17 protein-coding genes are annotated in these 20,656 nt (G+C 70.3%); 6 read left to right on the top strand and 11 right to left on the bottom strand.

Annotated elements, in window-relative coordinates; translation table 11 throughout:
- Positions 1-31 precede the first annotated feature (31 nt).
- Positions 32-2,779 carry a SpoIIE family protein phosphatase gene (locus ACFPQ9_RS44650; protein WP_417803952.1) on the top strand — a complete coding sequence of 916 codons (2,748 nt, stop codon included), beginning with the start codon at positions 32-34 and terminating at the stop codon, positions 2,777-2,779.
- A 39-nt stretch (positions 2,780-2,818) separates the two neighbouring features.
- Here the strand turns inward: ACFPQ9_RS44650 and ACFPQ9_RS22495 are convergent, their stop codons facing one another.
- Both ACFPQ9_RS22495 and ACFPQ9_RS22490 read right to left on the bottom strand, forming a co-directional pair.
- Positions 2,819-3,199, bottom strand: a complete 381-nt coding sequence (locus ACFPQ9_RS22495; protein WP_380855944.1) for a nuclear transport factor 2 family protein — start codon at positions 3,197-3,199, stop codon at positions 2,819-2,821.
- Entirely contained in the window at positions 3,196-3,717 is a 522-nt protein-coding gene (locus ACFPQ9_RS22490; RefSeq protein WP_380855941.1) for a cupin domain-containing protein, read from the bottom strand. Before ACFPQ9_RS22490 ends, ACFPQ9_RS22495 begins: the two co-directional genes overlap by 4 nt.
- A 120-nt stretch (positions 3,718-3,837) precedes the next feature.
- Here ACFPQ9_RS22490 and ACFPQ9_RS22485 point away from each other — a divergent pair, with 120 nt between their 5' ends.
- On the top strand, positions 3,838-4,908 hold the full coding sequence (locus tag ACFPQ9_RS22485) for a LuxR C-terminal-related transcriptional regulator (RefSeq protein WP_380855938.1): 1,071 nt from the start codon (positions 3,838-3,840) through the stop codon (positions 4,906-4,908).
- Positions 4,909-4,969: 61 nt separating this feature from the next.
- Here ACFPQ9_RS22485 and ACFPQ9_RS22480 read toward each other — a convergent pair whose 3' ends face one another.
- The 3 genes from ACFPQ9_RS22480 to ACFPQ9_RS22470 all read right to left on the bottom strand — a co-directional run bounded on the left by ACFPQ9_RS22480 (position 4,970) and on the right by ACFPQ9_RS22470 (position 9,034).
- Positions 4,970-5,392, bottom strand: a complete 423-nt coding sequence (locus ACFPQ9_RS22480) for a roadblock/LC7 domain-containing protein (protein ID WP_380855935.1) — start codon at positions 5,390-5,392, stop codon at positions 4,970-4,972.
- Positions 5,389-7,389 carry a sensor histidine kinase gene (locus ACFPQ9_RS22475; RefSeq protein WP_380855932.1) on the bottom strand — a complete coding sequence of 667 codons (2,001 nt, stop codon included), beginning with the start codon at positions 7,387-7,389 and terminating at the stop codon, positions 5,389-5,391. Before ACFPQ9_RS22475 ends, ACFPQ9_RS22480 begins: the two co-directional genes overlap by 4 nt.
- 310 nt (positions 7,390-7,699) lie before the next feature.
- Complete coding sequence (locus ACFPQ9_RS22470) at positions 7,700-9,034, bottom strand: alpha/beta hydrolase (RefSeq protein ID WP_380855929.1); 1,335 nt, start codon at positions 9,032-9,034, stop codon at positions 7,700-7,702.
- Positions 9,035-9,101: 67 nt separating this feature from the next.
- Between ACFPQ9_RS22470 and ACFPQ9_RS22465 the strand changes: the two genes are divergently transcribed.
- Positions 9,102-9,704: a TetR/AcrR family transcriptional regulator gene (locus tag ACFPQ9_RS22465; protein WP_380855926.1), complete on the top strand. Its 603-nt coding sequence runs from the start codon at positions 9,102-9,104 to the stop codon at positions 9,702-9,704.
- Between the two features lie 6 nt (positions 9,705-9,710).
- Here the strand turns inward: ACFPQ9_RS22465 and ACFPQ9_RS22460 are convergent, their stop codons facing one another.
- A complete protein-coding gene (locus tag ACFPQ9_RS22460; protein ID WP_380855923.1) occupies positions 9,711-9,935 on the bottom strand; it encodes a hypothetical protein in 225 nt (74 codons plus the stop codon).
- A 130-nt stretch (positions 9,936-10,065) separates the two neighbouring features.
- Here ACFPQ9_RS22460 and ACFPQ9_RS22455 point away from each other — a divergent pair, with 130 nt between their 5' ends.
- Positions 10,066-11,394 (top strand): helix-turn-helix domain-containing protein, encoded by a 1,329-nt coding sequence (locus ACFPQ9_RS22455; RefSeq protein ID WP_380855920.1) that lies wholly within the window; start codon positions 10,066-10,068, stop codon positions 11,392-11,394.
- Between the two features lie 3 nt (positions 11,395-11,397).
- A complete protein-coding gene (locus tag ACFPQ9_RS22450; protein ID WP_380855917.1) occupies positions 11,398-15,213 on the top strand; it encodes a hypothetical protein in 3,816 nt (1,271 codons plus the stop codon).
- Positions 15,214-15,258: 45 nt separating this feature from the next.
- Here the strand turns inward: ACFPQ9_RS22450 and ACFPQ9_RS22445 are convergent, their stop codons facing one another.
- The 5 genes from ACFPQ9_RS22445 to ACFPQ9_RS22425 all read right to left on the bottom strand — a co-directional run bounded on the left by ACFPQ9_RS22445 (position 15,259) and on the right by ACFPQ9_RS22425 (position 20,149).
- Positions 15,259-16,095, bottom strand: coding sequence for a sterol desaturase family protein (locus tag ACFPQ9_RS22445; RefSeq protein ID WP_380855914.1), 837 nt, complete (start codon positions 16,093-16,095; stop codon positions 15,259-15,261).
- Positions 16,092-16,820, bottom strand: a complete 729-nt coding sequence (locus tag ACFPQ9_RS22440; protein ID WP_380855911.1) for a FadR/GntR family transcriptional regulator — start codon at positions 16,818-16,820, stop codon at positions 16,092-16,094. The genes ACFPQ9_RS22445 and ACFPQ9_RS22440 overlap by 4 nt, the downstream gene beginning before the upstream one ends.
- An 80-nt stretch (positions 16,821-16,900) precedes the next feature.
- Positions 16,901-18,229, bottom strand: coding sequence for a PP2C family protein-serine/threonine phosphatase (locus ACFPQ9_RS22435; RefSeq protein WP_380855908.1), 1,329 nt, complete (start codon positions 18,227-18,229; stop codon positions 16,901-16,903).
- Between the two features lie 363 nt (positions 18,230-18,592).
- Positions 18,593-18,946: a VOC family protein gene (locus ACFPQ9_RS22430; RefSeq protein ID WP_380855905.1), complete on the bottom strand. Its 354-nt coding sequence runs from the start codon at positions 18,944-18,946 to the stop codon at positions 18,593-18,595.
- Positions 18,947-18,988: 42 nt separating this feature from the next.
- Positions 18,989-20,149 (bottom strand): Rieske 2Fe-2S domain-containing protein, encoded by a 1,161-nt coding sequence (locus ACFPQ9_RS22425; RefSeq protein ID WP_380855902.1) that lies wholly within the window; start codon positions 20,147-20,149, stop codon positions 18,989-18,991.
- A 236-nt stretch (positions 20,150-20,385) separates the two neighbouring features.
- Between ACFPQ9_RS22425 and ACFPQ9_RS22420 the strand changes: the two genes are divergently transcribed.
- Positions 20,386-20,589, top strand: coding sequence for a DUF2180 family protein (locus tag ACFPQ9_RS22420; RefSeq protein WP_380855899.1), 204 nt, complete (start codon positions 20,386-20,388; stop codon positions 20,587-20,589).
- Positions 20,590-20,656: the final 67 nt, after the last annotated feature.

Below are 20,656 nucleotides of genomic sequence, written 5' to 3'. Positions count from 1 at the left end.
CACCCAGGATCACCGATGCTAGAAAGGTCGCATGGCGAATCGATTCGCCCGTTTTCGGCACCTATCGGTCAAGCGGCTATTCAGCAGGAGCACGCGAAGCGTGGCCGGCCAGGTGCTGGTTTTCCAGGTGGCTCTGGTGGTGCTGCTCGTGACCTGCGCCGTCATCGCCCTTGTCCTGCAGTCGGAGCGGGATACCAGCGCCGAGGCCAGGCACCGCTCCACCGCCGTGGCTCAGACGTTCGCGCACTCACCGGGCGTCCTGGAGGCACTGGAGACCCCGGACCCGAGCAAAATCCTCCAGCCGCTCACCGAGGCGGCACGCCGGGCCGCCGGCGTCGACTTCATCGTGGTCATGAACACCGAGGGCATCCGGTACACGCACCCCCTCCCGGACCGCATCGGGAAACGGTTCGTGGGCGAGATCGGACCGTCCCTGGCGGGCAAGGTCTACGTGGAGAACGTCAACGGCCCGCTCGGCCGCGAGGTGCAGGCCACGGTCCCGATCAGGGACGAGAACGGCCAGGTGGTGGCCCTCGTCTCGGCCGGCATGAAGGTCAAGAACGTCGAGAGCCAGGTGGACCGGCAACTGCCGATCATCCTGGGCGCCGGGGCCGCGGCCCTCGCGCTGTCCACCGGAGTGACGGCACTGGTGGGCAGGCGGCTGCGACGGCAGACGCACAGCCTGGCCCCGGCCGAGATGACCCTGATGTACGAGCACCACGACACGGTGCTCCACTCCGTCCGGGAAGGTGTGCTGATCGTGGCCCCGGACGGGCGGCTGATGCTGGCGAACGACGAGGCCAGACGACTGCTCGAGCTGCCCCCGGACGCCGAGGGACGGCTCGTCCCGGAGCTGTCGGGCCTCGACCCCGAGACGAAGGCGCTCCTCGTTTCCGGACGCGAGGCCACCGACGAGGTGCACCTCGCCGGGGAGCGGCTGCTGGCGGTCAACCAGCGGCCCACGGATCGCGACGGCGGCCCCGAGGGAACGGTGGTGACGCTGCGCGACTCCACCGAACTCCAGGCGGTGACCGGCAGGGCGGAGGTCGCACGGGAGCGGCTCAGGCTGCTGTACGACGCCGGACTGCGTATCGGCACCACGCTGGACGTACTGCGCACCGCCGACGAGCTGGCGTGCGTCCCCATTCCCCGGTTCGCGGACTTCGTCACCGTCGACCTGGCCGACGCCGTCCTGCACGGCGAGGAGCCGGCTCCCACGGCGACGGACATGCGACGCGCGGCCGTCTGCGGCATCCGCGACGACCATCCGCTCTCCGAGCAGGGCCGGCTGTTCGCCTACCTCCCCGCCACGCCCCAGGCGCGCGGTTACGGCAGCGGCCGCTCCCAGCTGGTCAGCGATCTGCCGACCGCCACGACCTGGCGGGTGCAGGACCCCGAGCGTGCCCAGGCGATCATCGACTACGGCATCCACTCCCTGATCACCGCCCCCATCCAGGCCCGGGGCGTCGTCCTGGGCATGGCCAACTTCTGGCGCGCGCAACATCATGAGCGCTTCGACGAGGAGGACCTGTCGCTGGCCGAGGAACTGGTGGCCCGTGCCGCGATCAGCATCGACAACGCCCGCCGCTACACCCGCGAGCACGCCATGGCCGTCACGCTCCAGCGCAGCCTGCTCCCCCAGGCCATGCCCGAGCAGAACGCCCTCGACATCGCCTACCGCTACCTGCCCGCCCAGTCGGGCGTGGGCGGGGACTGGTTCGACGTGATTCCCCTGCCGGGGAGCCGGGTGGCCCTGGCCGTCGGCGATGTGGTCGGCCACGGCCTCCACGCCGCCGCCACCATGGGACGGCTGCGGACCGCCGTGCACAACTTCTCCACCCTCGATCTGCCACCCGACGAGCTGCTGAGCCATCTGGACGACCTGGTCGGCCGCATCGACCAGAACGAGGCGGCCGAGAGTGCCGCGGGCGTCGTGGGCGCCACCTGCCTCTACGGCATCTACGACCCCGTGACGCGCCGCTACGTCATGGCGCGTGCCGGGCACCTGGCGCCCGCGCTGGTCGAGCCCGACGGGACGGTCACCTTCCCGGACGTGCCGGCCGGTCCGCCCCTCGGCGTCGGCGGCATGCCGTTCCAGACCGCTGAGCTCTGCCTCGAGGAGGGCACGCAGCTCATCCTGTACACGGACGGCCTCATCGAGGACCGCAGGCGCGACCTGGACGTGGGGATGGACCTGCTGCGCGCCGCGCTGACGGGCCACCCCTCGCGGTCACCCGAGGACACCTGCCGGGACGTGCTGGACTGTCTGCTCCCCGAGCGCCCCAAGGACGACGTCGCCCTGCTCGTCGCCCGCACCCGCCAACTGCCGGCCGACCGCATCGCCGACTGGGACGTACGGCCGGACCCGGCCGCGGTCGCAGGGATGCGCGACGCCGTCTCGGACAAGCTCGAGGAGTGGGGTCTGGCCGAACTCGGCTTCACCATGGAACTCATCCTGAGCGAGCTGATCACCAACGCCATCCGCTACGGCGCCGAACCGATCCATGTACGCCTGATCCGCGACCGCATGCTGATCTGCGAGGTGTCCGACGGCAGCAGCACCTCCCCGCATCTGCGCTACGCCGCGACGACGGACGAGGGCGGCCGGGGCCTGTTCCTGGTGTCCCAGATGGCCGAGCGCTGGGGCACCCGCTACACCCCGCAGGGCAAGGTCATCTGGGCCGAACAGGCCCTGCCGGAGGTCGTCGAACAGCCGGTCCCCACGCCGGCCGCCGTGGACGCGTTCCGGAGCCGTGAGACAGCCGACCCGAAGGCCTGACGTGAGGCCGTGCTGCGACGTCGGCCCGTCGAACCGCGCTCAGGGCGCGTACACCGGAGCCAGGTCGAGCACGACCCGGAAGCCGATGATGAGTCCGTCGCCGCCGACGCGCCAGATGGACACCGCGGGCACGGTCACTTCCCTGCCGTCGAGCCTGGTGTAGGTGACGTCGGTGACGGCGATGGTCGTCGCGTCGACGGTCCAGGCGTCGACGATGCGATGGCGCAGGCCTGCGACGGTCTCCATGAACGCGAGGTTGGCGGTCAGGATGGCCTCGCGCCCCACGAGGGGTTCGCCGTTGCCGAACACCATGGTGGCGTTCTCGGCAAAGAGATCGGCAACCGCGTGCAGTTCACCCCGGTCGATCTTCGCGAAGAGCGCGTCGGGCGTGAGGGCGGTGGTGGCATCTGCGGTGGTCATGTCGTCTCCTGTCCGGGTGGAGGGCTGTCGGCCGGGCCCTCGACGTACGCGCCGTAGGCCCGGGAGAGTTCGGCGATGCGAGCGAAGTCGGCGGGGTCGAGCGGGGGTGCCTGCTCGCCGGGCCGGGCCGCGGTCCCCGCTTCGGCGAAGAACCGCTCGAAGCCGGCAGGCGCGGTGAGGATCAGCATGCGGGCCGCCGTCACGCCGGGGTTGGTGAATCCGTGCACGAGGCCCCGTGGCAGCAGGACGAAGTCGCCGGCGCGGACCGACGTCGTCGACCGCCCGGCGAGGACCTCCAGCTCACCGTCGAGCAGGTAGAAGGCCTCGTCCTCGCGGCTGTGGACATGCGGCGGCGGTCCCCCGCCGGGCGGAACCGATGCCTCGATCAGGGCGAACGCACCGTTCGTCTCCTCCCCGGCCGCCTTGATGGTGTACGTGTCCCCCACCACCCACAGTGAGCGGCCCTCTCCGGATCGCACATGACGGGCCCGCGTCGACACTTCATTGACCGCGGTCATCGTGCCTCCCTTCTCACGTTGCCGTGAACTGCCTGCTCACGACGTTAGAAGGGGGCGAAAGGGCTGCCTATACCACTTTTCTGGTGTTCTGCCGTAAGGGCTCGTGTCACGATGGGTTGCGTGAACCACAGCACCCGGGCACGCGCCTATGAGCGGGTGGCACGGCTCACCGGCGCCCAACTCGACCTGCCGACTTTCCTGGACGAGGCGTCCTCGGTCCTCGCACACGCTCTGCCCCACGACTCGGCCTGCTGGCACACCATGGATCCGGCGACCCTCATCGAGACGGGCTTCCATCTGGAGGACATGCCGCACGCCCCGGACGCCGATGTCGCCGCGCTCGCCTATCTGCCCGACGATTTCAACTCGTTCGTTTCCCTCGCGCGGGCCGACCGCCACAGCGGTGTTCTCACCGCGGTCACCGGTGGCCGTCCGGAACGGAGTCGGCGCTACCGCGAACTGCTGCGCCCGCACAACGTCACCGGCGAACTGCGCACGTCCTGCGTCGTCGACGGCACGTGCTGGGGCAACTTCGCGTTCTTCCGGGAAGCCCCGGCCGACTTCACCGAGGAAGAACAGGACTTCGCCCACGACCTGGCGTCGTTGCTGGGCGCCGGATTCCGGGGTGCGGTGGTCCAAGCCAGGAGCAATGGCGCGACGGTGGAGTTCTGGCCCGGGCTGCTGCTGTTCGACGAGGGCCGGCGGATCGAGTCGGCGACCGCCCCGGCCCGTCACTGGCTCGACGAACTCGGCTGTCACGGCCCGCTGGACGAAGCCCCCTTGCCCTATGCACTCCTCATGGCGGCCGAGCGCGCCCGAAGTTCCGCCGCCGACGCAAGCGTGCGGGTCCGCGGTCAGTCGGGCGGCTGGGTCGAACTGCACGCCTCACCGGCCTCCGGCGGCGCACCCGGCAGGATCGCCGTCATCCTGCAATCCGCCACCGCCCCGTCCGTGGTGCCCCTGCTGTCCGCCGCCTACGGACTCACCCCACGCGAGCGCGAACTGATCGACCTGGTCCTGCAGGGCTGCGGGACAGGCGAGATCGCGACACGTCTGTTCATCTCACCTCACACGGTCCAGGGACACCTAAAATCCATCTTCGCCAAGACCGGTGTACGCAGCAGGCGGGAGCTGGTCACGCGGGTGTTCGTCCCGGATCGCAGTACCTCTGGCAGCACATCTGCCGACTGATCTCCGGCGGCTCGAGCCGGGCGGAGTCGAGGGACTCCCCCAAACGCTGCCCTGGGCTGCGCTATCGCGCTGCAGCCACGGGTGCGGCGTGGAGCTCGCGTACCAGTTGAGGGGTGAGCAGTTCGCCGGCCCGGTCGGCGAGGACCGCCATTTCGTAGCCGACCAGGCCGACGTCGCATCCGTCGGCGGCGAGCACGCCGAGGCAGCTGCCGTCGCGGACGCGGCCGACCATGAGGAAGCCTCCGAGCATTTCGATCATGACCAGTTTCATGCCGCTGAAGCCGTGTGCGGTGGCGGCGTTCTGGGCGAGGCTGGTGATGCCGGAGACGATGGCGGCCAGATGGTCGGCGCGGTCACGGTCGAGGCTGTCGGAAGCGGCCATGAGCAGGCCGTCGGAGGAGACGGCGACGGCGTCGGTGACACCGTCGGTGGTGCGTACGAACTCGGAGATGAGCCAGCCGAAACTCTGGACGGCGGTGGTCACGATGACGCTCCTTGGGCGGTTCGGGCCTCGGCCCGGGCGACGCCTGCCCGAAACCCGTTGAGCAGGGCGGAAGTTGCGGGCCGGGTGGCCGGCGGCGGGAAGAGGGCCTCTTCGGCGGGGGTCAGCAGGCGGCCGGGGAGGACCAGGAGTGCGGACAGACCGCCGCCGGGGGTGTCGAAGAGATGGACCTGGGCGCCGTCGCCGAGGCGGTGGGCGAGCCGCCCGACGACGAGGTGCCCCAGGAACCGGGTGGGTGCGGCGAGGAGAGCCTGTTCGCCCGAGTCGCGGAAGGAGGCGTGAGCCCGGTCCTTGTCGGCTTCGGACATGCCGACACCGTGGTCGACGACGGCGAAGCAGTACGTGTCGTCCTCGCTGTCGTGCCACCCGTGCACCTCGACCGGGTGTTCCGGGGGTGAGAAGGTCAGTCCGTTCTCGATGAGTTCGGCCAGGAGGTGGGCGACGTCGGCTACGACGTGTCCGCGCAGACGCAGCGGCTCCACGGCCGCGATGAGCACCCGTCGGTACTGCTCGACCTCGGCGACGGCCGCCTGGACGACATCCCGGGCACCGGCCGGCAGCGCGGTGGGTCGTGGCGGGTTCTGCCCGGCCAGCACCAGCAGGTTCTCGGCGTTGCGCCGCATTCGGGTGGCGAGGTGATCCAGTTCGAAGAGTTCGGCGAGGGCGTCCGGGTCGAGTTCCTGCCCCTCCAGGCGGGTGATGAGGGCGAGTTGACGCCGTACGAGGTTCTGGTTGCGGCGGCCGAGATTGGCGAGGGATTCGGTGGTGATGCGGCGCAGCCGGGCCTGCTGGACGGCGAGACGCAGGGCCGTGTGTTCCACCCGGCGCAGCGACGCGGCGACCTTCGTGATCTCGGCCGCGCCACCGCCCGGCAACCGCGCCTCGGCCACGCCATCCCCCGGCAACTGCGCGTCGGCCCCGTCCTCGGCGTCCGAGGCGGCAAGGAGATCCCCGTCGCCCGGTGGAGACTGCTGGATCCGCGCGACGGCCTGCGGCAGGCGGTGTTCCGCGATGTCATGGGCGGCCTGCGCCAGCGCGCTCAGCGGGCGGGTGAGGGAACGGGAGGCGTAGGCGGCCAGGCCCGCGAGGAGGGCGGCCACGACCAATCCGGCGGCGAGGTAGGCGACCAGCGCCGACTCGGCGTCCTCGCTGAGCTGGTCGGCCCGCTCCTGTACGTCGTCGCCCACCGACTGCTGGACGGCGTACAGGTCGTCGACGAGGACGGTCATCGCATTCCACCAGGTGGCGGCGTCCGCGTGCAGTGCGGAGCCGTCGGCGGCGTCCCGCGCCTGGTCCTCGTAGGCGGTGACGCCCCTGGCATCGGCGGTCCGGAAGGCCCGGTGCAGTTCAGCGCGCTGGGGTGCGGTGGCGACCTGGCGGAAGCGTGCCAGGGCGGCGATGCGGGTGGCGCGTACCTCGGTGAAGGTGAGGAACTCACGGCCGTGAAAGGTGCCGTCGGCGAACACCCCGTTGAGGAGGCCGCGTTCGAGTGCGACGGATTCCTTCGCTGAGGCCAGCTCCCTCAACGCCGCCAGTCCGTCGCCCAGTTGCCGGTCGCCGCGGGTCGCGTTGCCGGCCACCGGGTCGACCGTGTTGAGCGCGCCGACCGCGGCTGTGTAGAAGGTCAGCGTCGCGGCCCGGTCCGCGCCGCCTGCGTCGGCGGCGGCACGGATGCCGGACAGGCGCCCCAGTCGGCGCTTGAGAACCTCTTCGACGGCGGTGTCGTCGCGCATGGTCTCCAGCGCCGCGTCCACCCGTTCGCGGGTGGCCACCAGAGCCTGGCGGAAGCTCTTCTCGCCTCCCAACAGGCCGTTGGTCAGGCCGCGTTCACGCTGCAGCTGGTGCACCAGGGCCTGGACCCGCAAGCTGAGGCCCACCTCGGCACGGGTCGTCCGGGCGTCCCCGAGTGCCGCACCACGGCCCTGCACGGCGAAGCCCGCCACCGCGAGCAGCAGACAGATCGGCACCGTGACAACCACGGCGACCCGGGCCCTGACACTGCGCCAGCCCGGCACCGGCCGCCGGCCCGGGCTTGCCCGGCCACCACGGTGGCGTAACGAACCGCCGCCCGACCGCCCTTTGCCGATCGCACCGAGCCCGTCCACCAATGGTCGTAGTACCCCCCACACGCTCATACGTCACGACGCTAGTGCGACCCCCGCCCCAGGCGGTTTCCCCGCTGTTAGACCACAGGAGACGTTCAGTTGCACCACCCTCACACCACGGCCCCACAGGCTGGGAGTCCGGGCAGCACGACGGCCCGGAGCGGGAGGCGGGTTTCCACGCCTTCTACTTGTGGCCACGCAGAAAGGCAGGGATCTCGTCGCGGGTCGGGTAGTTCGGCAGGGGAGCCGGTTTGTTCTGGAGGAACGCGGTGATGACGGCGACGGCTCGGTCGTTGTTGTCGTCCAGGCCGTTCCACATGTGGTGTCCGACACCGGGCATGTACTGGGTGCGCTGGACGGCCGGGTCGTCGGCAAGGATGGCGGTCGCCCATTGGCGGACCTGGGAGGAGCATTCGGCGATCATCAGCATCACGGGCGTTCGGGAGCGCCTCAGTTGCGGGGCGATGGAACCGGAGTCCTTGACCGTCCGCTGGACACGGAGGCTGGCGGCGGGGCTGAAGGAGAAGTTCTGCGCGGTGTCCTCGACGGGGATGCGGCCGGCGTCGCGCGCGCAGTAGGCGGACGCGGTGTCACTGCCGAGGTCGGCGGCGGTGAACGCGTTGTCGCCTTCGGCCTGTCCGATCAGTCCGTTGTCAGGGGTGAGGAGTCCCAGTCGCATGAGGCCGAATCCCACGGCGTACCGGGGGACGTGTGTCGATCGCGGTCCGGTCATGGCCGGCGCGAGGCCACGCGCGGAATCCCGGCCCTTGTGCCCGCTGATCCCCGCGGTGGGGCCGTCCATCGGGCCGGGCTCGGCGATGACCGCCCGGTGCAGACGCGCGCTGACGTCGGCGTCGGCCAGGGCTCGGGTGAGCACGACCCCGCCCGAAGAGAACCCGAGCATGTCGACCTTGCCCTTGCCCAGGCGGTCGATGAAGGCGCCGAGGTCGCGGACCGACCTGGAGATCGTGTACTGGTCCATGGCAAGCAGGTCGCTTCGTCCGCCGCCGGCCTGCTCGTAGGCGTAGACGTCGTAGCCCTGCCGCGCCAGAAGTCGCAGGAACCGGTGGTCGAGCAGTGAGATACCGCGGACCGGGCCGCCGTTGAGGTACACGAGCGGGATGGGATGCCGGGCGGCGCGCTTCGCGGGCGGGTAGTGATACACCGCCACCCGGCTGCCCGTCGCCAGACTCCAGTGTTGCGTTGCCACGAAGGGCAGGGCGGGCGGTCGCTGCCGGTCCGTGGGCACCGTCGGTATGCAGACCGACGCGGTCAACGCTGCCGCGACGACCACCGGCAGGAAGGGCACGAGCCGCGCCGCCCGGGTGCGTCGCCGGCTCCGCCACAGTGCGGCAACGGTCCCGACTCCGAGGGCCGCTAACCATGCGCCGAGTCCTGAGCCCGCTCCGTCGGTGAGGACGATCAAGACGAGAAAGACGACCACCAGCGCCACGGCTGCGGCGAGGCCCAGCAGGAAGCGGCCGGTGAGGCGGGCGAGGCGTATGACGAACGTGGGCACAGCGGTCCTCCAAGGTTTCAAAACGCTGTTTCAAAACGACGTTATCAAAGACGGTAGGCTTCTCGTCATGGGTAGGCCGAGAACGAACGACGAGACGGTGAAGGAGCGACTGGTGGAGAGCGCCACCGAGTTGCTCGCCACCCGCCCCCGGGAGTCGGTCACGGTCCGTGCCGTGGCCATGGCTGCCGGGACGTCGACGGCGGCCGTGTACTCGCTGTTCGGCGGCAAGGACGGGCTGATCGAAGCGGTACGCGACGAAGCCGTCGCCGGCCTCTTCCAGTCCGTGACCGCGGTGCCTGCGGCCGACGACCCGCTCGACGGCCTCTACGCACTGGCCGAGGCATACCGCCGATGGGGACGCGAACACCGTCACCTGTACTCAGTGCTGTTCGGTGGGGTGCAGTCCTTCAAGCCGTCGGGGGCGGTCGGTACGAGTGACCCGATTCGACCGCTCCTCGCGGCAATCGACAGGGCCGTGGCAGAGTCCGTCCTCGACGGACCGGCGACGTCGATCGCCCTCTCGCTCTGGGTGACCCTGCACGGGCTGGTGACCCTTGAGCTCGCCGGAGCCCTCGACACCCCCACTGCGGACGCCGCGTTCCGATCCGCGATCCACGCCACGCTCCGCGGCTGGACGACCCCCACGGTGTTCCGCAGCCTGCGGGCGTGACTGACGTCAGGTCAGCGTGGCGACGCCGAGTGCGATGAGGCTGCAGAGCAGGGTGAGGGTGGCGCCGAAGACTGTGCCCGCGTGACGGAGGGCGCCGGGGAGGGACGCTCCGTCCCAGCGGGCGAGGAACCCCGCGCAGATCGCGGCCAGGAGTGCGAGAAGAGCCGCAGTGAGCACCGCGGCGATCACAGCGAGGGCGCGCACGGACGGCGAGGCCGGTGAGACGGACATGAGTCTTTCTCCGTTCCCTGAAGGGCTGTTGTCCGGGAACGAAGATGCCGAGGTCCCCGTACGCTGGCGTACGGGCGAACGAATCTGTACGGGATCGCTCATCGATATGTCCGACCGTCAAGGAGGTCCGGTGCGATCCCTGGAGGGCACACCCGACGGCGATGCCATGGTGGCTCAGCTCCAACAGCGCTTACGGGATCAGCGGGATGCGCGCGGCGTCAAGATGCTCTCCCTGGAGCGGCTGACGGGCCTGGGACACACCACCGTCAGCAAGGCATTCAACGGACCGAACATTCCGACCAGGGCAACCGTGATCGCGCTGGCGAACGCCCTGAAAATGGATCCGGATCCGCTGCTGCACCTGTGGGACCAGGCGGCGGAGGCCGGCCGCCGAGGTGCGTGGCAGGAGGCCCCGACACGGGACTTCTTCCGTGATCTCATCGAGAAACACACGCAGTTGTTCGCGGGCCGGCAGGCCGAGAGCGCGCGGATCGAGGAGTTCATACGGGACCACGCCTCCGGCTACGTCTTCGTGGAGGCGCTCTCGGGATACGGCAAGACCTCCCTCCTCGCGGATCTGGTCAGGCAGAACCCCGAGTTCTGCTACCACTTCATCAGCCAGGCGTACCGGCGCAGGGGCGGCGGTTTCGACCCCACCAGCCCCGAGGACGTACTGGAGTGTCTCTGTGAGCAGTTGGACCCCTCCCATGTGCGCGGCGCGGGGCTGAAGAGCCTGGAGCGGCAGTTCCGCGGCCTGATGACCCGTCCTCCGCGGAAGCCGACGGTCGTCGTGCTCGACGCCGTCGACGAACTGGATCCACCGGACCAGCTCCGCACCCTGCTGCCGGCGCAGTTGCCGCACGGCCTGGTGCTCGTCCTCTCGGCCCGCGCCCAGGGCGATCGGACCTGCCTCACCGACATCGCGCTGTCCCCGGCGGACGTGGGCCTGCACCTGCGGTTGGAGGGCCTGGACCGGGCCGCGCTCGTGGACCTGCTCCGGATGGCGGGCGGTGCGGCGGCGGGACTGGCGCAGGATGCCGACTTCGTCGCCGAGATGCACCGTGTCTCCGAGGGCGACCCTTTCTATCTGCGCTTTCTGGTGGAGGACGCGGCCGTCGGCCGGCTCACCCGCGACAACGTCGAGCGTGCTCCCACCGGTCTCGAAGGCTATCTGGACCAGCAGTTGGAGCAGCTCAACCGCAGCGCCCACCGCACCGAGCACGTCGAGATCCTGGGGTTCCTGCTGGAAGCAGGCACGCTCTCCGCGTTCGATCTGTACCACCTGGTCGAGGGGCTGACCTGGCTGAACTTCGACACCGTTCTGCGGGAGATCCACCGCTTCCTGCTGGTTCACCGGCGGGCCCTGCCGGGCGTGCAAGCGCAGCGGGGCAGCGAGGAGTACAGCTTCTGCCACGACCGGTTCCGGCAGTACTTCCGGGGCCGCGCCGGGATCGGATAGCGGATGCGGTCCCTTCGCGACGAGGTCGGCGCGCTGGTGTCCAGTGGGCGCACCCGTGCCGATCTCTCGGCCCATGTGCGGAACTGGCGTCAGTGCCCGACCCCGTACACCATCGAGAACGCCATCCGGCTGGCGGCGCAGGAGGGGCGTGGCGACGACCTCCACGACACGGTCCTCGACGAGGAGTTCCGGCGCACGCGACAGCGCCTCTTCGGTGTCAACGCGCTGCGGGCCGATCTGCACATCGCGCGCACGTACTCCCTGATGCGCCGACCCGATCTGGTCAGGTACGTACAGGTGCTCCTCCTGGAGCAGCGCCCCTTCGGCACTCCCGAGAGCACCCATGTCCAGCAGCAGCACTGCCGGGAGTTCGCCGAGTTCCTCCAGCTCGACCGGCTCCCGCACGAGCGGCTCGACACCGGCCTGCACAAGGTTCTGGGGCGCTTCTTCACCGCCACCTCCCCCACCGCTCCACGGCTGGCCGGGTACCAGCTCGGTGAATGGAGCTGTTCCTGCGGCGCGTTGACCGGCCTGGCCCGGCGCTACGACCACGCCTGCCCCTGTACGGCGGTCTCGGGGCACGGCAGGATCACGGAAGCGACACCCGGCTGCCCGGACCCCACCTGCGCCGGACCCGTCGACTACGTCGTCTGCCCCACCTGCCGGACCAGGGTGACCCTGACGAACCTCTGGCGGATACGACGCGGCGGAGCCGACCCCGACGACTTCCTGATTCCCCTCACCCTGGACCTCGTCGTCGAGGACGAGCAAGGACCCGTCAAGCGGGCGCGCCACCTGCTGATGTACCTGCCGCTCCCCATCGGCCTGCGGGAACGGAACGGCGAGATCGTCTTCCACGCACCCACCGTCTTCTGGGCGAGCCCGAGCGCGGAGCTGTGGTACCGGCGGTCCTCGGGGGACCGCTTCCTCGGACTGAAGGACACACTGCGCTACGACGGCCGCACCGAACTGCGGCCCATCCTCGAAGCTCTGCTGCGCCGCACCCTGCTGGGGTACCGGCAGGGCTACGCCCAGTTCGCCGATGAACTGCGGCAGGACGTGCTCGCGGGGCCGCCCGGGCAGACCCGTCCCCTCAGACGGCGGCCCTGGACCGGGTCCGAGTACCGGAGCAGTTCCGAGTACACGCGCGGGTTCTGGAGCCGGCTGCAACGCGTGACCGTGCGGGACCTCGCCCTCGGCGATCTGGTGAGCCGCGGCGCGGTGTCCGCGCAGTGCACCGTCGTCGCCTCGCCGAGCCTGCAGGGCAGGGCGGCCCTGGTCAACAGGCGGCTGACGGACCCGGACGCGCTGTCGATCCCGACACTGGTTCAGCTGAGCACGACCCTGCCCGATGGCACCGTCCTCACCTCAAGACCGCCGACCGTGGCCCCCGAGCAGGCGTCGAGCCTTGGCAGGGAGGGCCTGATCACCCCGGGCAGACCGGTGCGACCCGGCCAGCTCCTGGTGGGGGCCGCCTCACCCGTGACGGATGACGAAACGCTGCGCACCCCCGAGGAGCGCCTGCTGTACGCCCTGTTCGGAGACGAGGCGCTGCGCAGGACGCTGCTGAACAGGTCTCTGGAAATGTCCGGACGGCGGCCCGGGCACGTCCTGGCGCAGCGGATCAGCGGTGCGCTGGCGACCGACGCGATCCCGGCCGTGCCCGGTCGGCACCTGCGGGGTGGCGGGTCCGGGACGCACATCACCGTCACTGTCGCCGTCGACCAGCCGGTGCAGCAGGGGGACACGCTGGACGACGAGTCCGGCGCCTCCGCGGTCGTGTGCGGTCTCGCGGGCGGGCCCTCGCTCCGGCGGCTCGTGGGCAGTCCCGACGAGCCGGACCTGGTCGTCGCGCCCGACCACCCCTGGGCCCCGCCATCGGGCGAAACCGGCCACACCATCCGGATCCGTCTCGCCGCCCACGGTCTCGCGGTACGGGACACCGGCGCCCGGTCCGCGGGCGTCTACTCCGCGGTCCTCGACCAGCCCCTGTCGAGTGGGGCCGACGACACCGCGCAGATGATCGAGCCCAGGGAATTCCGATGGCTCCTCGCGCACGGAGCCCGGCACGTGGCGATGGAGATCTACGGGCCGCGCGGTGACTGTCCGGACTGGCGGAACGACCTGCGCACCGCACTGGAGGAAGGCGGCCAGGCGCTCGGCCCACCCCGCCACCGGCCCGTCACTCTGCTCGACTCGCCGGCCCGTGCGTTCCGTCGGATCGACCTCACACTGCGCGCCGCCCGCGTCGTGCCGCGGCTCGAGGCCGATCGGATCGGCGTGCGTCTGATGACCGACGCCGACGTGGCGCGTCTGTCGCAGGGCGAAGTCGTGAGCGAGGTCTTCTACAACATGCGCACCAGACGCCCCTGGCCGGGCGGGCCCTTCTGCCAGCAGATCTTCGGCCAGGTCCGTGAGAACGAGTGCGCCTGCGGGGAGCGCCGCCGCAACTGGGACGACGACGCGACATGCGACGCCTGCGGACGCGTTCCGACCATGCCCGACGAGCGGGGCCGTCGCCTCGGCCATATCGCGCTCCCCATGCCGGTGGTCCACAGCTGGTGCTTGCGCGGCCCGGCCGGTGCCCGGCTCGCGCGCTCCCTACGGCTGACCGAGGAGGAGCTCCAACAGCTCGCGGACTGCGAGCTGGTCCTGGTCACCGACCCTGGCCCCACGGCGCTGACCACCGGACAGCTGCTGAGCGTCAAGGAGTGGGGCGCCACCGCCGACCGGCCCCAGGCCGCAGCCGTGACGGGCGGACAGGCGGTGAACTTCCTGCTCCGTCGGGCCGGCGGTGCCATCCCGCCCGGTCTGTCCCCGGACACGGTCACCTTTCAGCTGCTGCCGGTCCTCCCCCCGGATCTGCGACCCCACGTGTTCGAGGCCCATCGGACGATCGGAAGCGACCTCAACAGCCTCTACGGCGCGGTGCTCTCCAAGTCCGCCCAGCTCCGCCGCCTGGAGGACCTCGGCGCTCCTTTGGACGTGCTGATGGGCGGACGCCGCCTGCTCCAACGCAAGGTCAGCGCGCTGCTGGACAACGGCCGCCAGCCGGACCCGACCCTGGACGAGAACCGGAGACCGCTCGTGAGCCTCGCGGACTCGCTCATGGCCCGCCCGAGTTCCACCGGCACACTGCGGGACGACTTCCTGCGTCGGCCCGTGGACTACAGCGCCCGCGCCCGACTGGTGATCGCCAACCCGCCGAACTCCGGCGACACAGTTGCCGATCCCGCCCCGGACACCGTCTTCCTGGGCCGGGACCTGGCTCTTCATCTCGTCGAGCCGTTGCTCGTGCACCTGCTCATCTCCACCGCCACGGCCCGGCAAGGGTGGGAGGCGCAGGAGATGATCAAAGAACATGCCGAGCCGGCCATGCGGCTCCTGGACGCGGCGTGCGAGCAGGTCCTGGTCCTGGTCGCCCTCCCTCACGGGCCCTGGCCGATGGTGGCCCTGCGTGTTCGGGCGGCCGAGGTTCCCGCCCTGCAGGTGCGACCCGGGCTGCTCGACGTCGCCGGTTGGGAGAACCTGGGCGAGACGGTACGTATCTTCAGCGTCCTGACCACCGAGGCACTCAAGGAGGCGACCGGCCTGCTGACGGTCGACACTCTGCGCGGGGCAACGTCCCCACACCGGCCCACGACGCCGCGCTCCTTCTTCGACCTCCCCTGCGGGGAACTCGGCAACCACATCGCCGAAACGGCGCTGACCACCGGTTCGTTGCCCCTCGGGACGGACGACGGCTTGCTCCTGTGCGACCCCACTTGGCTCGCGAAGCGGACTGGCGACCAGCGGCTGGATGAGCCGGAGGGAGGGTGACACCACCAACACCTGGGCTCGGCAGGACTGCGGGAATCGGTCGGATCAGCTGTTGCTCGCGTTCGGGGTCCAGCCCGGCGGGCCGAAGACGTAGCCCGCGCGGTCGCGCCAGCGCGTGGCGCTGCGTACGTCGCGCCAGGTGGCCGCGTACTCGTGGAAGGCGACGCGCAGCGGATTGTAGGTGTCGATGTTCTTGGTGAGGCCGTAGACGACGCGCTCGCCCTCGGCTTGGAACGTGCCGAAGATCCGGTCCCAGACGATGAGGATGCCGCCGTAATTGCGGTCCAGGTAGGTGTTGTTGGAGCCGTGGTGGACCCGGTGGTGCGAGGGCGTGTTGAGGACGAGCTCGATCGGCCGCCACAGGCGGTCCACCCGCTCGGTGTGCAGGAAGAACTGATAGATGAGGCTGACCGATTGCTGGAGCAGGATCATCCAGGGCGGAATGCCGAGCAGGGCGAGCGGCAGCCAGAACGGCAGGGTGGTCATCGGCGTCCAGCTCTGCCGCAGCGCGGTGGAGAGGTTGAACCGCACGCTGGAGTGGTGCACCACGTGGCTCGCCCACAGGACCCGGACCCGGTGGTGCGAGCGGTGGAAGGCGTAGTAGGCGAGGTCCTCGGCGAAGAAGAGCAGCACCCAGGTCCACACCGACGCGGGAGACAGCTGCCAGGGCGCCAGGCTGTACAGGGCGGCGAAGGCGACGATCGTGACAGCCTTCCACGGCAGCGCGATCACCTGGCTGCCCGCGCCCATCGACATGCTGGTCACGGTGTCGCGGGCCTCGTAGCCGCGTTCGTCGTCGTCCGGCAGGAAGCGGTACGACAGTGCCTCCACGGCCACCAGCAGGACGAAGGCGGGTATGGCGTAGACGACGGCGGGTATCACGGCGTGCCTCCTTCTGGTTCCCGGGTGTGGGGGGTGGCCGGGACGCTGCGGGCCAGCAGTGCGCGGGCGGCGGTCTCGGCGCCCTGTTCGTCGCGTGCGGCGATGAGTGCGGCCAGCTTCATGTGCCCGGCGACGTCCAGCAGTTCGGTGGCGCGCAGTTCCGTCGGCACCTCGCCGGCGGTGAAGCGCTCGTCGACCAGGCTGTTGAACGCGAGGAGGTAGGCGATGTTGCCGGAGCCCTCGATGATGAGCCGCCACCAGTGGACGTCGGCCGCGGCGAGCTCGGTCAGGTCGGGTCCGGTGTTGATGTAGGCGGCCGCGGCGCTGACGATCTCGGTAGCCGTCCGGTCCGGGCAGCGGGCGGCGCACAGTCGGGCCGCGTCCGCCCCGATGGAGGCGCGCATCTCCAGGACGTCGCGGCGCAGGTCGTAGGACGTGGACAGCTGCTCGGTGTGGGCGAGTTGCAGGGCGAGGTCGAGACCGGCGGTCCGCCGCCAGTCGAGCACCATGGTGCGTCCGCCGTGGCTGACCTCGACCAGTCTCGCCTGCTGGAGACGCTTCACCGCCTCCCGTACCGCGTGCCGGTTCACCCCGAACTCCGCGGCCAGTTCACGCTCGGCGGTCAGGGGGACGCCGGCCGCGAGGTCGCCGCTCAGGATGCGGTCCCGCAGCAGCGTGAACAGCTGCTCGGAGACTGCTTCACGCCGGATGCGCTGCTCTGTCATGGACACACCTTGACCGGCGGACCCGTACTGGTCAACTGGTTGGACCAGATCGAACCGGGATCGGCCGGCCGTGCGCGGTCTCAGTCGTCCGGGGTGCGCAGGGCCAGGATGGCCATGTCGTCATGGCCGTCGCTTGGACGGTTGTCGGCGAGGAAGGACACGAAGTCGTTCAGCGGCAAGTGGACTTGTTCCGCGGCGAGTTCGGCGAGCCGAGCCAGGCCGTGGTCGATGGGGAACTCGGGGTGTTCGACGAGCCCGTCCGTGTAGAAGAGCACGGTGGCACCGGCGGGCACGGGATGCGTGTGGTCGGGACGGTGCACGCCGGTGTCGACCGCGAGCGGCAGGCCGGGCTCGACGTCGAGGTACTCCGTGTGCCGTTCGGCGGTGATCAGCAGCGGGGGGAGGTGTCCTGCCGTGCTCCAGTGCAGTATCCAGCCGTCCTGCCCCGGTTCCATCCGGGCGAGACAGGCGGTGGTGACGGGCAGATCGGTGATCGCGTGCAGGGTGCGGTCGAGTTGGGTGAGGACGCCACTGGGCGGGGTGAATCGGTCGAACAGCAACGCCCGGAGCATGCTGCGGGTCTGGGCCATGGCGGCGGCCGCGCGCATGTCGTGACCGACGACGTCACCGATCACGACCGCGCACGCGTCGTCGGGCAGCCAGAGCGCGTCGTACCAGTCCCCGCCCAGGTGGGCCGGGGTGAGAGCGGGACGGTAGACGGCCGCGGCGGTCAAAGGGGTCAGGTCGGGCAGTGTGGGAAGCAGCAGGCGCTGGAAGTGTTCGGCGCTGTCGCGGATTTGCTCGAACAGCCGGACGTTCTCGATCGCGATACCGGCGGCGCCGGCCAGAGCGACCAGGATGTCCTCGTCGTCACGGTCGAAGGGCCGGCCGTCACGGCGTTCGGACAGGTACAGGTCTCCGTAGATGGTGCCGCGGACGCTGATGGCGACACCCAGCAGTGAACTCATGTGGGGATGGCCGGGCGGGAACCCCACCGAGGCGGGGTGGGAGCCGATCTCTTCGACGCGCAAGGGCTCGGGGTGGTGGATCAGATGCCCCAGAACCCCTCGGCCGCGAGGGAATTCGATCCCCGCCAGATCGCCGCGCTCCGACTCCGACAGTCCCGCCGTGATGAACTGCGCCAGCTGCTCACCGGACTCGTCCAGCACCCCCAGCGCGCCGTAGCGGGCGCCGACCAGCTCCATCGCGGTGGTGACGATCCGGTGCAGGACCGTGGGCAGATCCATCTCCCGGCTGATCGCCAGCACCGCCTCCAGCAGGCCCTGGAGGCGGTCCTTGGCGACGGCCAGCTCCCGCAACTGCTCGGCGATCTGCTCCAGCTGCCCGGCCGGCTGCGGCGCCGCGTCGGCAGCGGGCGACCGTCCGGGCTCTTCCACGTCGCCCGCCATCACAGACGTCCGATGGTCTCAACGGCCTCGGTGGGAGTCATGCACTCGTGCCCTTCGTCGTCCCGCGCCGCGCTCTGTTCGCCCACAGTCCCCTGGTTACGACCGTGATCAACCCGGACAGGGTGACGCAGTCCTCCGACCCGACCGGTCCATTACGCCAAAGGCGGCATGTTCCGCACGGTCGCCAGGAACCGGTGTGCTGGGCGGCCTCGGGGACGGGCGGCTTCCTGAAGGCGGAGTGCATGGCGTCCGTGGTGACGGAACCCTGTGAGCGCCTGACCCACCTGTTCGCCCTTCGGGCTGATCCGACCACCGGACGACCGATCTGTTGCCGACATGGCGCGTGCGGCTTCGGCCACACGCTCAGGCAGGCTGCCACAGTTCGATGCGGTTGCCCTCGGGGTCGGTGACCCAGCCGAAGCGGCCGACGCCGTCCATGTCCTGGGTTTCCTCGGCCACGTCCGCACCCTTGGCGCGCAGTTGCGCGAGCATCGCGTCCAGGTCGCGCACGCGGAAGTTGAGCATGGTTCGCTGGTCGCGGGATCCGAAGTAGTCGGTCCCCGACTCGAACGTCGCGAACACCGTGAGCCCGGGTTCGGGGCGCCACAGGCCGTGCTCGTCGGCGTCCAGGCCAAGGCAGTCGCGGTACCACGCGGTCAGGGCCGCCGGGTCCGCGGCCCTGAGGAAGTATCCGCCGATTCCAAGTACACGTTCCATGCCGCCATCTTGCAGCATCGGCTCCCCGGCCCTCGGAGGCTTCTAGCGGGAGCCGAGCCGCGGGCGGTACGAACACTCGCCGTCGACGCTCCCGCACCCGGCGGCCCGCGGGCGAAGAGGGACACCGTTGCCGCGCAGCACCTCGCGGACGTCGAGGATCAGGGGGAAGACCTCGTGGTTGCGGTCCTCTCCCTGTTCCTCCCATGCCCGCTGCTCGGCCTCGACGGCCATGCGGTCCTCGGCGAACACCCGCTCGGTGAAGCGCCTGATGAGTGGCCAGGCCAGGTGCAGCGCACCGGGAATGCCGGGCTTCTCGATCATCAGCAGGCCGTAGGCGTGGCAGGTGCGCTGCTCGGCGTCCTCGGGCACGTACACGGCCCAGAGCCGGAAGGCCGGGCGCTGGGCGTGCTCGGGTACCAGGTCGAGTGTCTGATACGGGTATTCGGTGCGGATGGTCATGACATCGGCGGAGTCCTTGCCGCCGAAACCCTCCGCGGCCAGCAGGCCCGCGCCACGGTTCCGCTTTCCTCCTGCGTGGGTGAACAGATAACGGGCCTGAACCGACCGCGCGGAAGTCTCGTACCCCAGCAATTCGGGGTGGAGTTTGCCGACAACTCCGCGGTGGAGGAACTGGTGGTTCATGTCGAGCAGGTTCTCGTGCATGAACGAGTAATGGCAGCGCACCGTTCGGGAGAACGTCATCGTCCTGTACTGCGGTGAGCCGAATGCGGGCAACATGGGCAGCGGGGTGTCCGGCGCCTTCTCCGGTTCGCCGGGGAAGACGAACACCAGGCCGTACGCCTCGCGGACCGGATAGCCGCGTACGCCGCGCGGCGGCCGGCCGTCGCCCTTGGACAGGTAGGGGATCTGCGAGATACGGCCGTCGCCGCGGTAGGCCCACGCGTGGTAGCAACAGCGCAGCGTGTCGCCCTCGACGACGCCCATGCTCAACGGCACCTGCCGGTGGGCGCACCGGTCCTCCAGGGCATGGACGGCGCCGCTCTGCCCTCGGTAGAGCGCGATGCGCTCACCTGCGAACGCCGTCGCGATCACCCGGCCGCGGCGCACCTGGCCGGACCGTGCGACCGGGTACCAGAAGTCCGGGTTCGCCCCGACGCGCCTCAGGTCGGTGGTGGCGGACTCCGGATCGCGGTACGCCGCAGGCCGACCGCTGCTGGTCCCGTCGGAATCTGTCTCGTTCATACCTCTCCCTTACATCGGGGATACCGGCATGGACAGGGCACGTATCACCGACCGGTAGACGCGACGGAGCCCAGCACCGTTCCAGCCTGGCGGCCCCCGGCCACCATGTCCTGCCCGACACGCCCGCAGGAGTGAGGCGCCGGGGCGTGGACCGAGAGGGCGATGGCCACGACAAGCGGGTCCGGCCCTCCGGCGATACGCTCGTGCTGTCTGCCGCACAGCTGGGAGGCACGTGGATGAGCTGCTATGAATGCGCCCGGTCGGGGCGCACGACGGAGGCAGTGGCCGTCTGCCGAGTGTGCGGAGCCGCTGTCTGCCTGGAGCACGTGCGTACCGAGTCGGTGGTCATGCGGGGCACCGCCCAGCCCGGCGAAGTGATCCACGACCGGCCGGCCAGACGGATGACCTGCCCGGTGTGCCGGGCGGCGGAACAGGCCTGATCGTTCGCCCTGGACCGATGAGCCCGACGCCCCGCGGCGGTCATAGCTCCAGGACCACCACGGCGAA

Source organism: Streptomyces coerulescens, from assembly GCF_042657965.1.
Taxonomy (GTDB): Bacteria; Actinomycetota; Actinomycetes; order Streptomycetales; family Streptomycetaceae; genus Streptomyces; species Streptomyces coerulescens.
This window is presented reverse-complemented; position numbering and strand designations above follow the sequence as displayed.

Coding starts and splice junctions, on each gene's coding strand:
- ACFPQ9_RS44650 (WP_417803952.1), top strand. CDS start 32: ATGGCGAATCGATTCGCCCGTTTTCGGCACCTATCGGTCAAGCGGCTA.
- ACFPQ9_RS22495 (WP_380855944.1), bottom strand. CDS start 3,199: ATGACCACCGCAGATGCCACCACCGCCCTCACGCCCGACGCGCTCTTC.
- ACFPQ9_RS22490 (WP_380855941.1), bottom strand. CDS start 3,717: ATGACCGCGGTCAATGAAGTGTCGACGCGGGCCCGTCATGTGCGATCC.
- ACFPQ9_RS22465 (WP_380855926.1), top strand. CDS start 9,102: ATGGGTAGGCCGAGAACGAACGACGAGACGGTGAAGGAGCGACTGGTG.
- ACFPQ9_RS22460 (WP_380855923.1), bottom strand. CDS start 9,935: ATGTCCGTCTCACCGGCCTCGCCGTCCGTGCGCGCCCTCGCTGTGATC.
- ACFPQ9_RS22450 (WP_380855917.1), top strand. CDS start 11,398: ATGCGGTCCCTTCGCGACGAGGTCGGCGCGCTGGTGTCCAGTGGGCGC.
- ACFPQ9_RS22440 (WP_380855911.1), bottom strand. CDS start 16,820: ATGACAGAGCAGCGCATCCGGCGTGAAGCAGTCTCCGAGCAGCTGTTC.
- ACFPQ9_RS22435 (WP_380855908.1), bottom strand. CDS start 18,229: ATGGCGGGCGACGTGGAAGAGCCCGGACGGTCGCCCGCTGCCGACGCG.
- ACFPQ9_RS22430 (WP_380855905.1), bottom strand. CDS start 18,946: ATGGAACGTGTACTTGGAATCGGCGGATACTTCCTCAGGGCCGCGGAC.
- ACFPQ9_RS22425 (WP_380855902.1), bottom strand. CDS start 20,149: ATGAACGAGACAGATTCCGACGGGACCAGCAGCGGTCGGCCTGCGGCG.
- ACFPQ9_RS22420 (WP_380855899.1), top strand. CDS start 20,386: ATGAGCTGCTATGAATGCGCCCGGTCGGGGCGCACGACGGAGGCAGTG.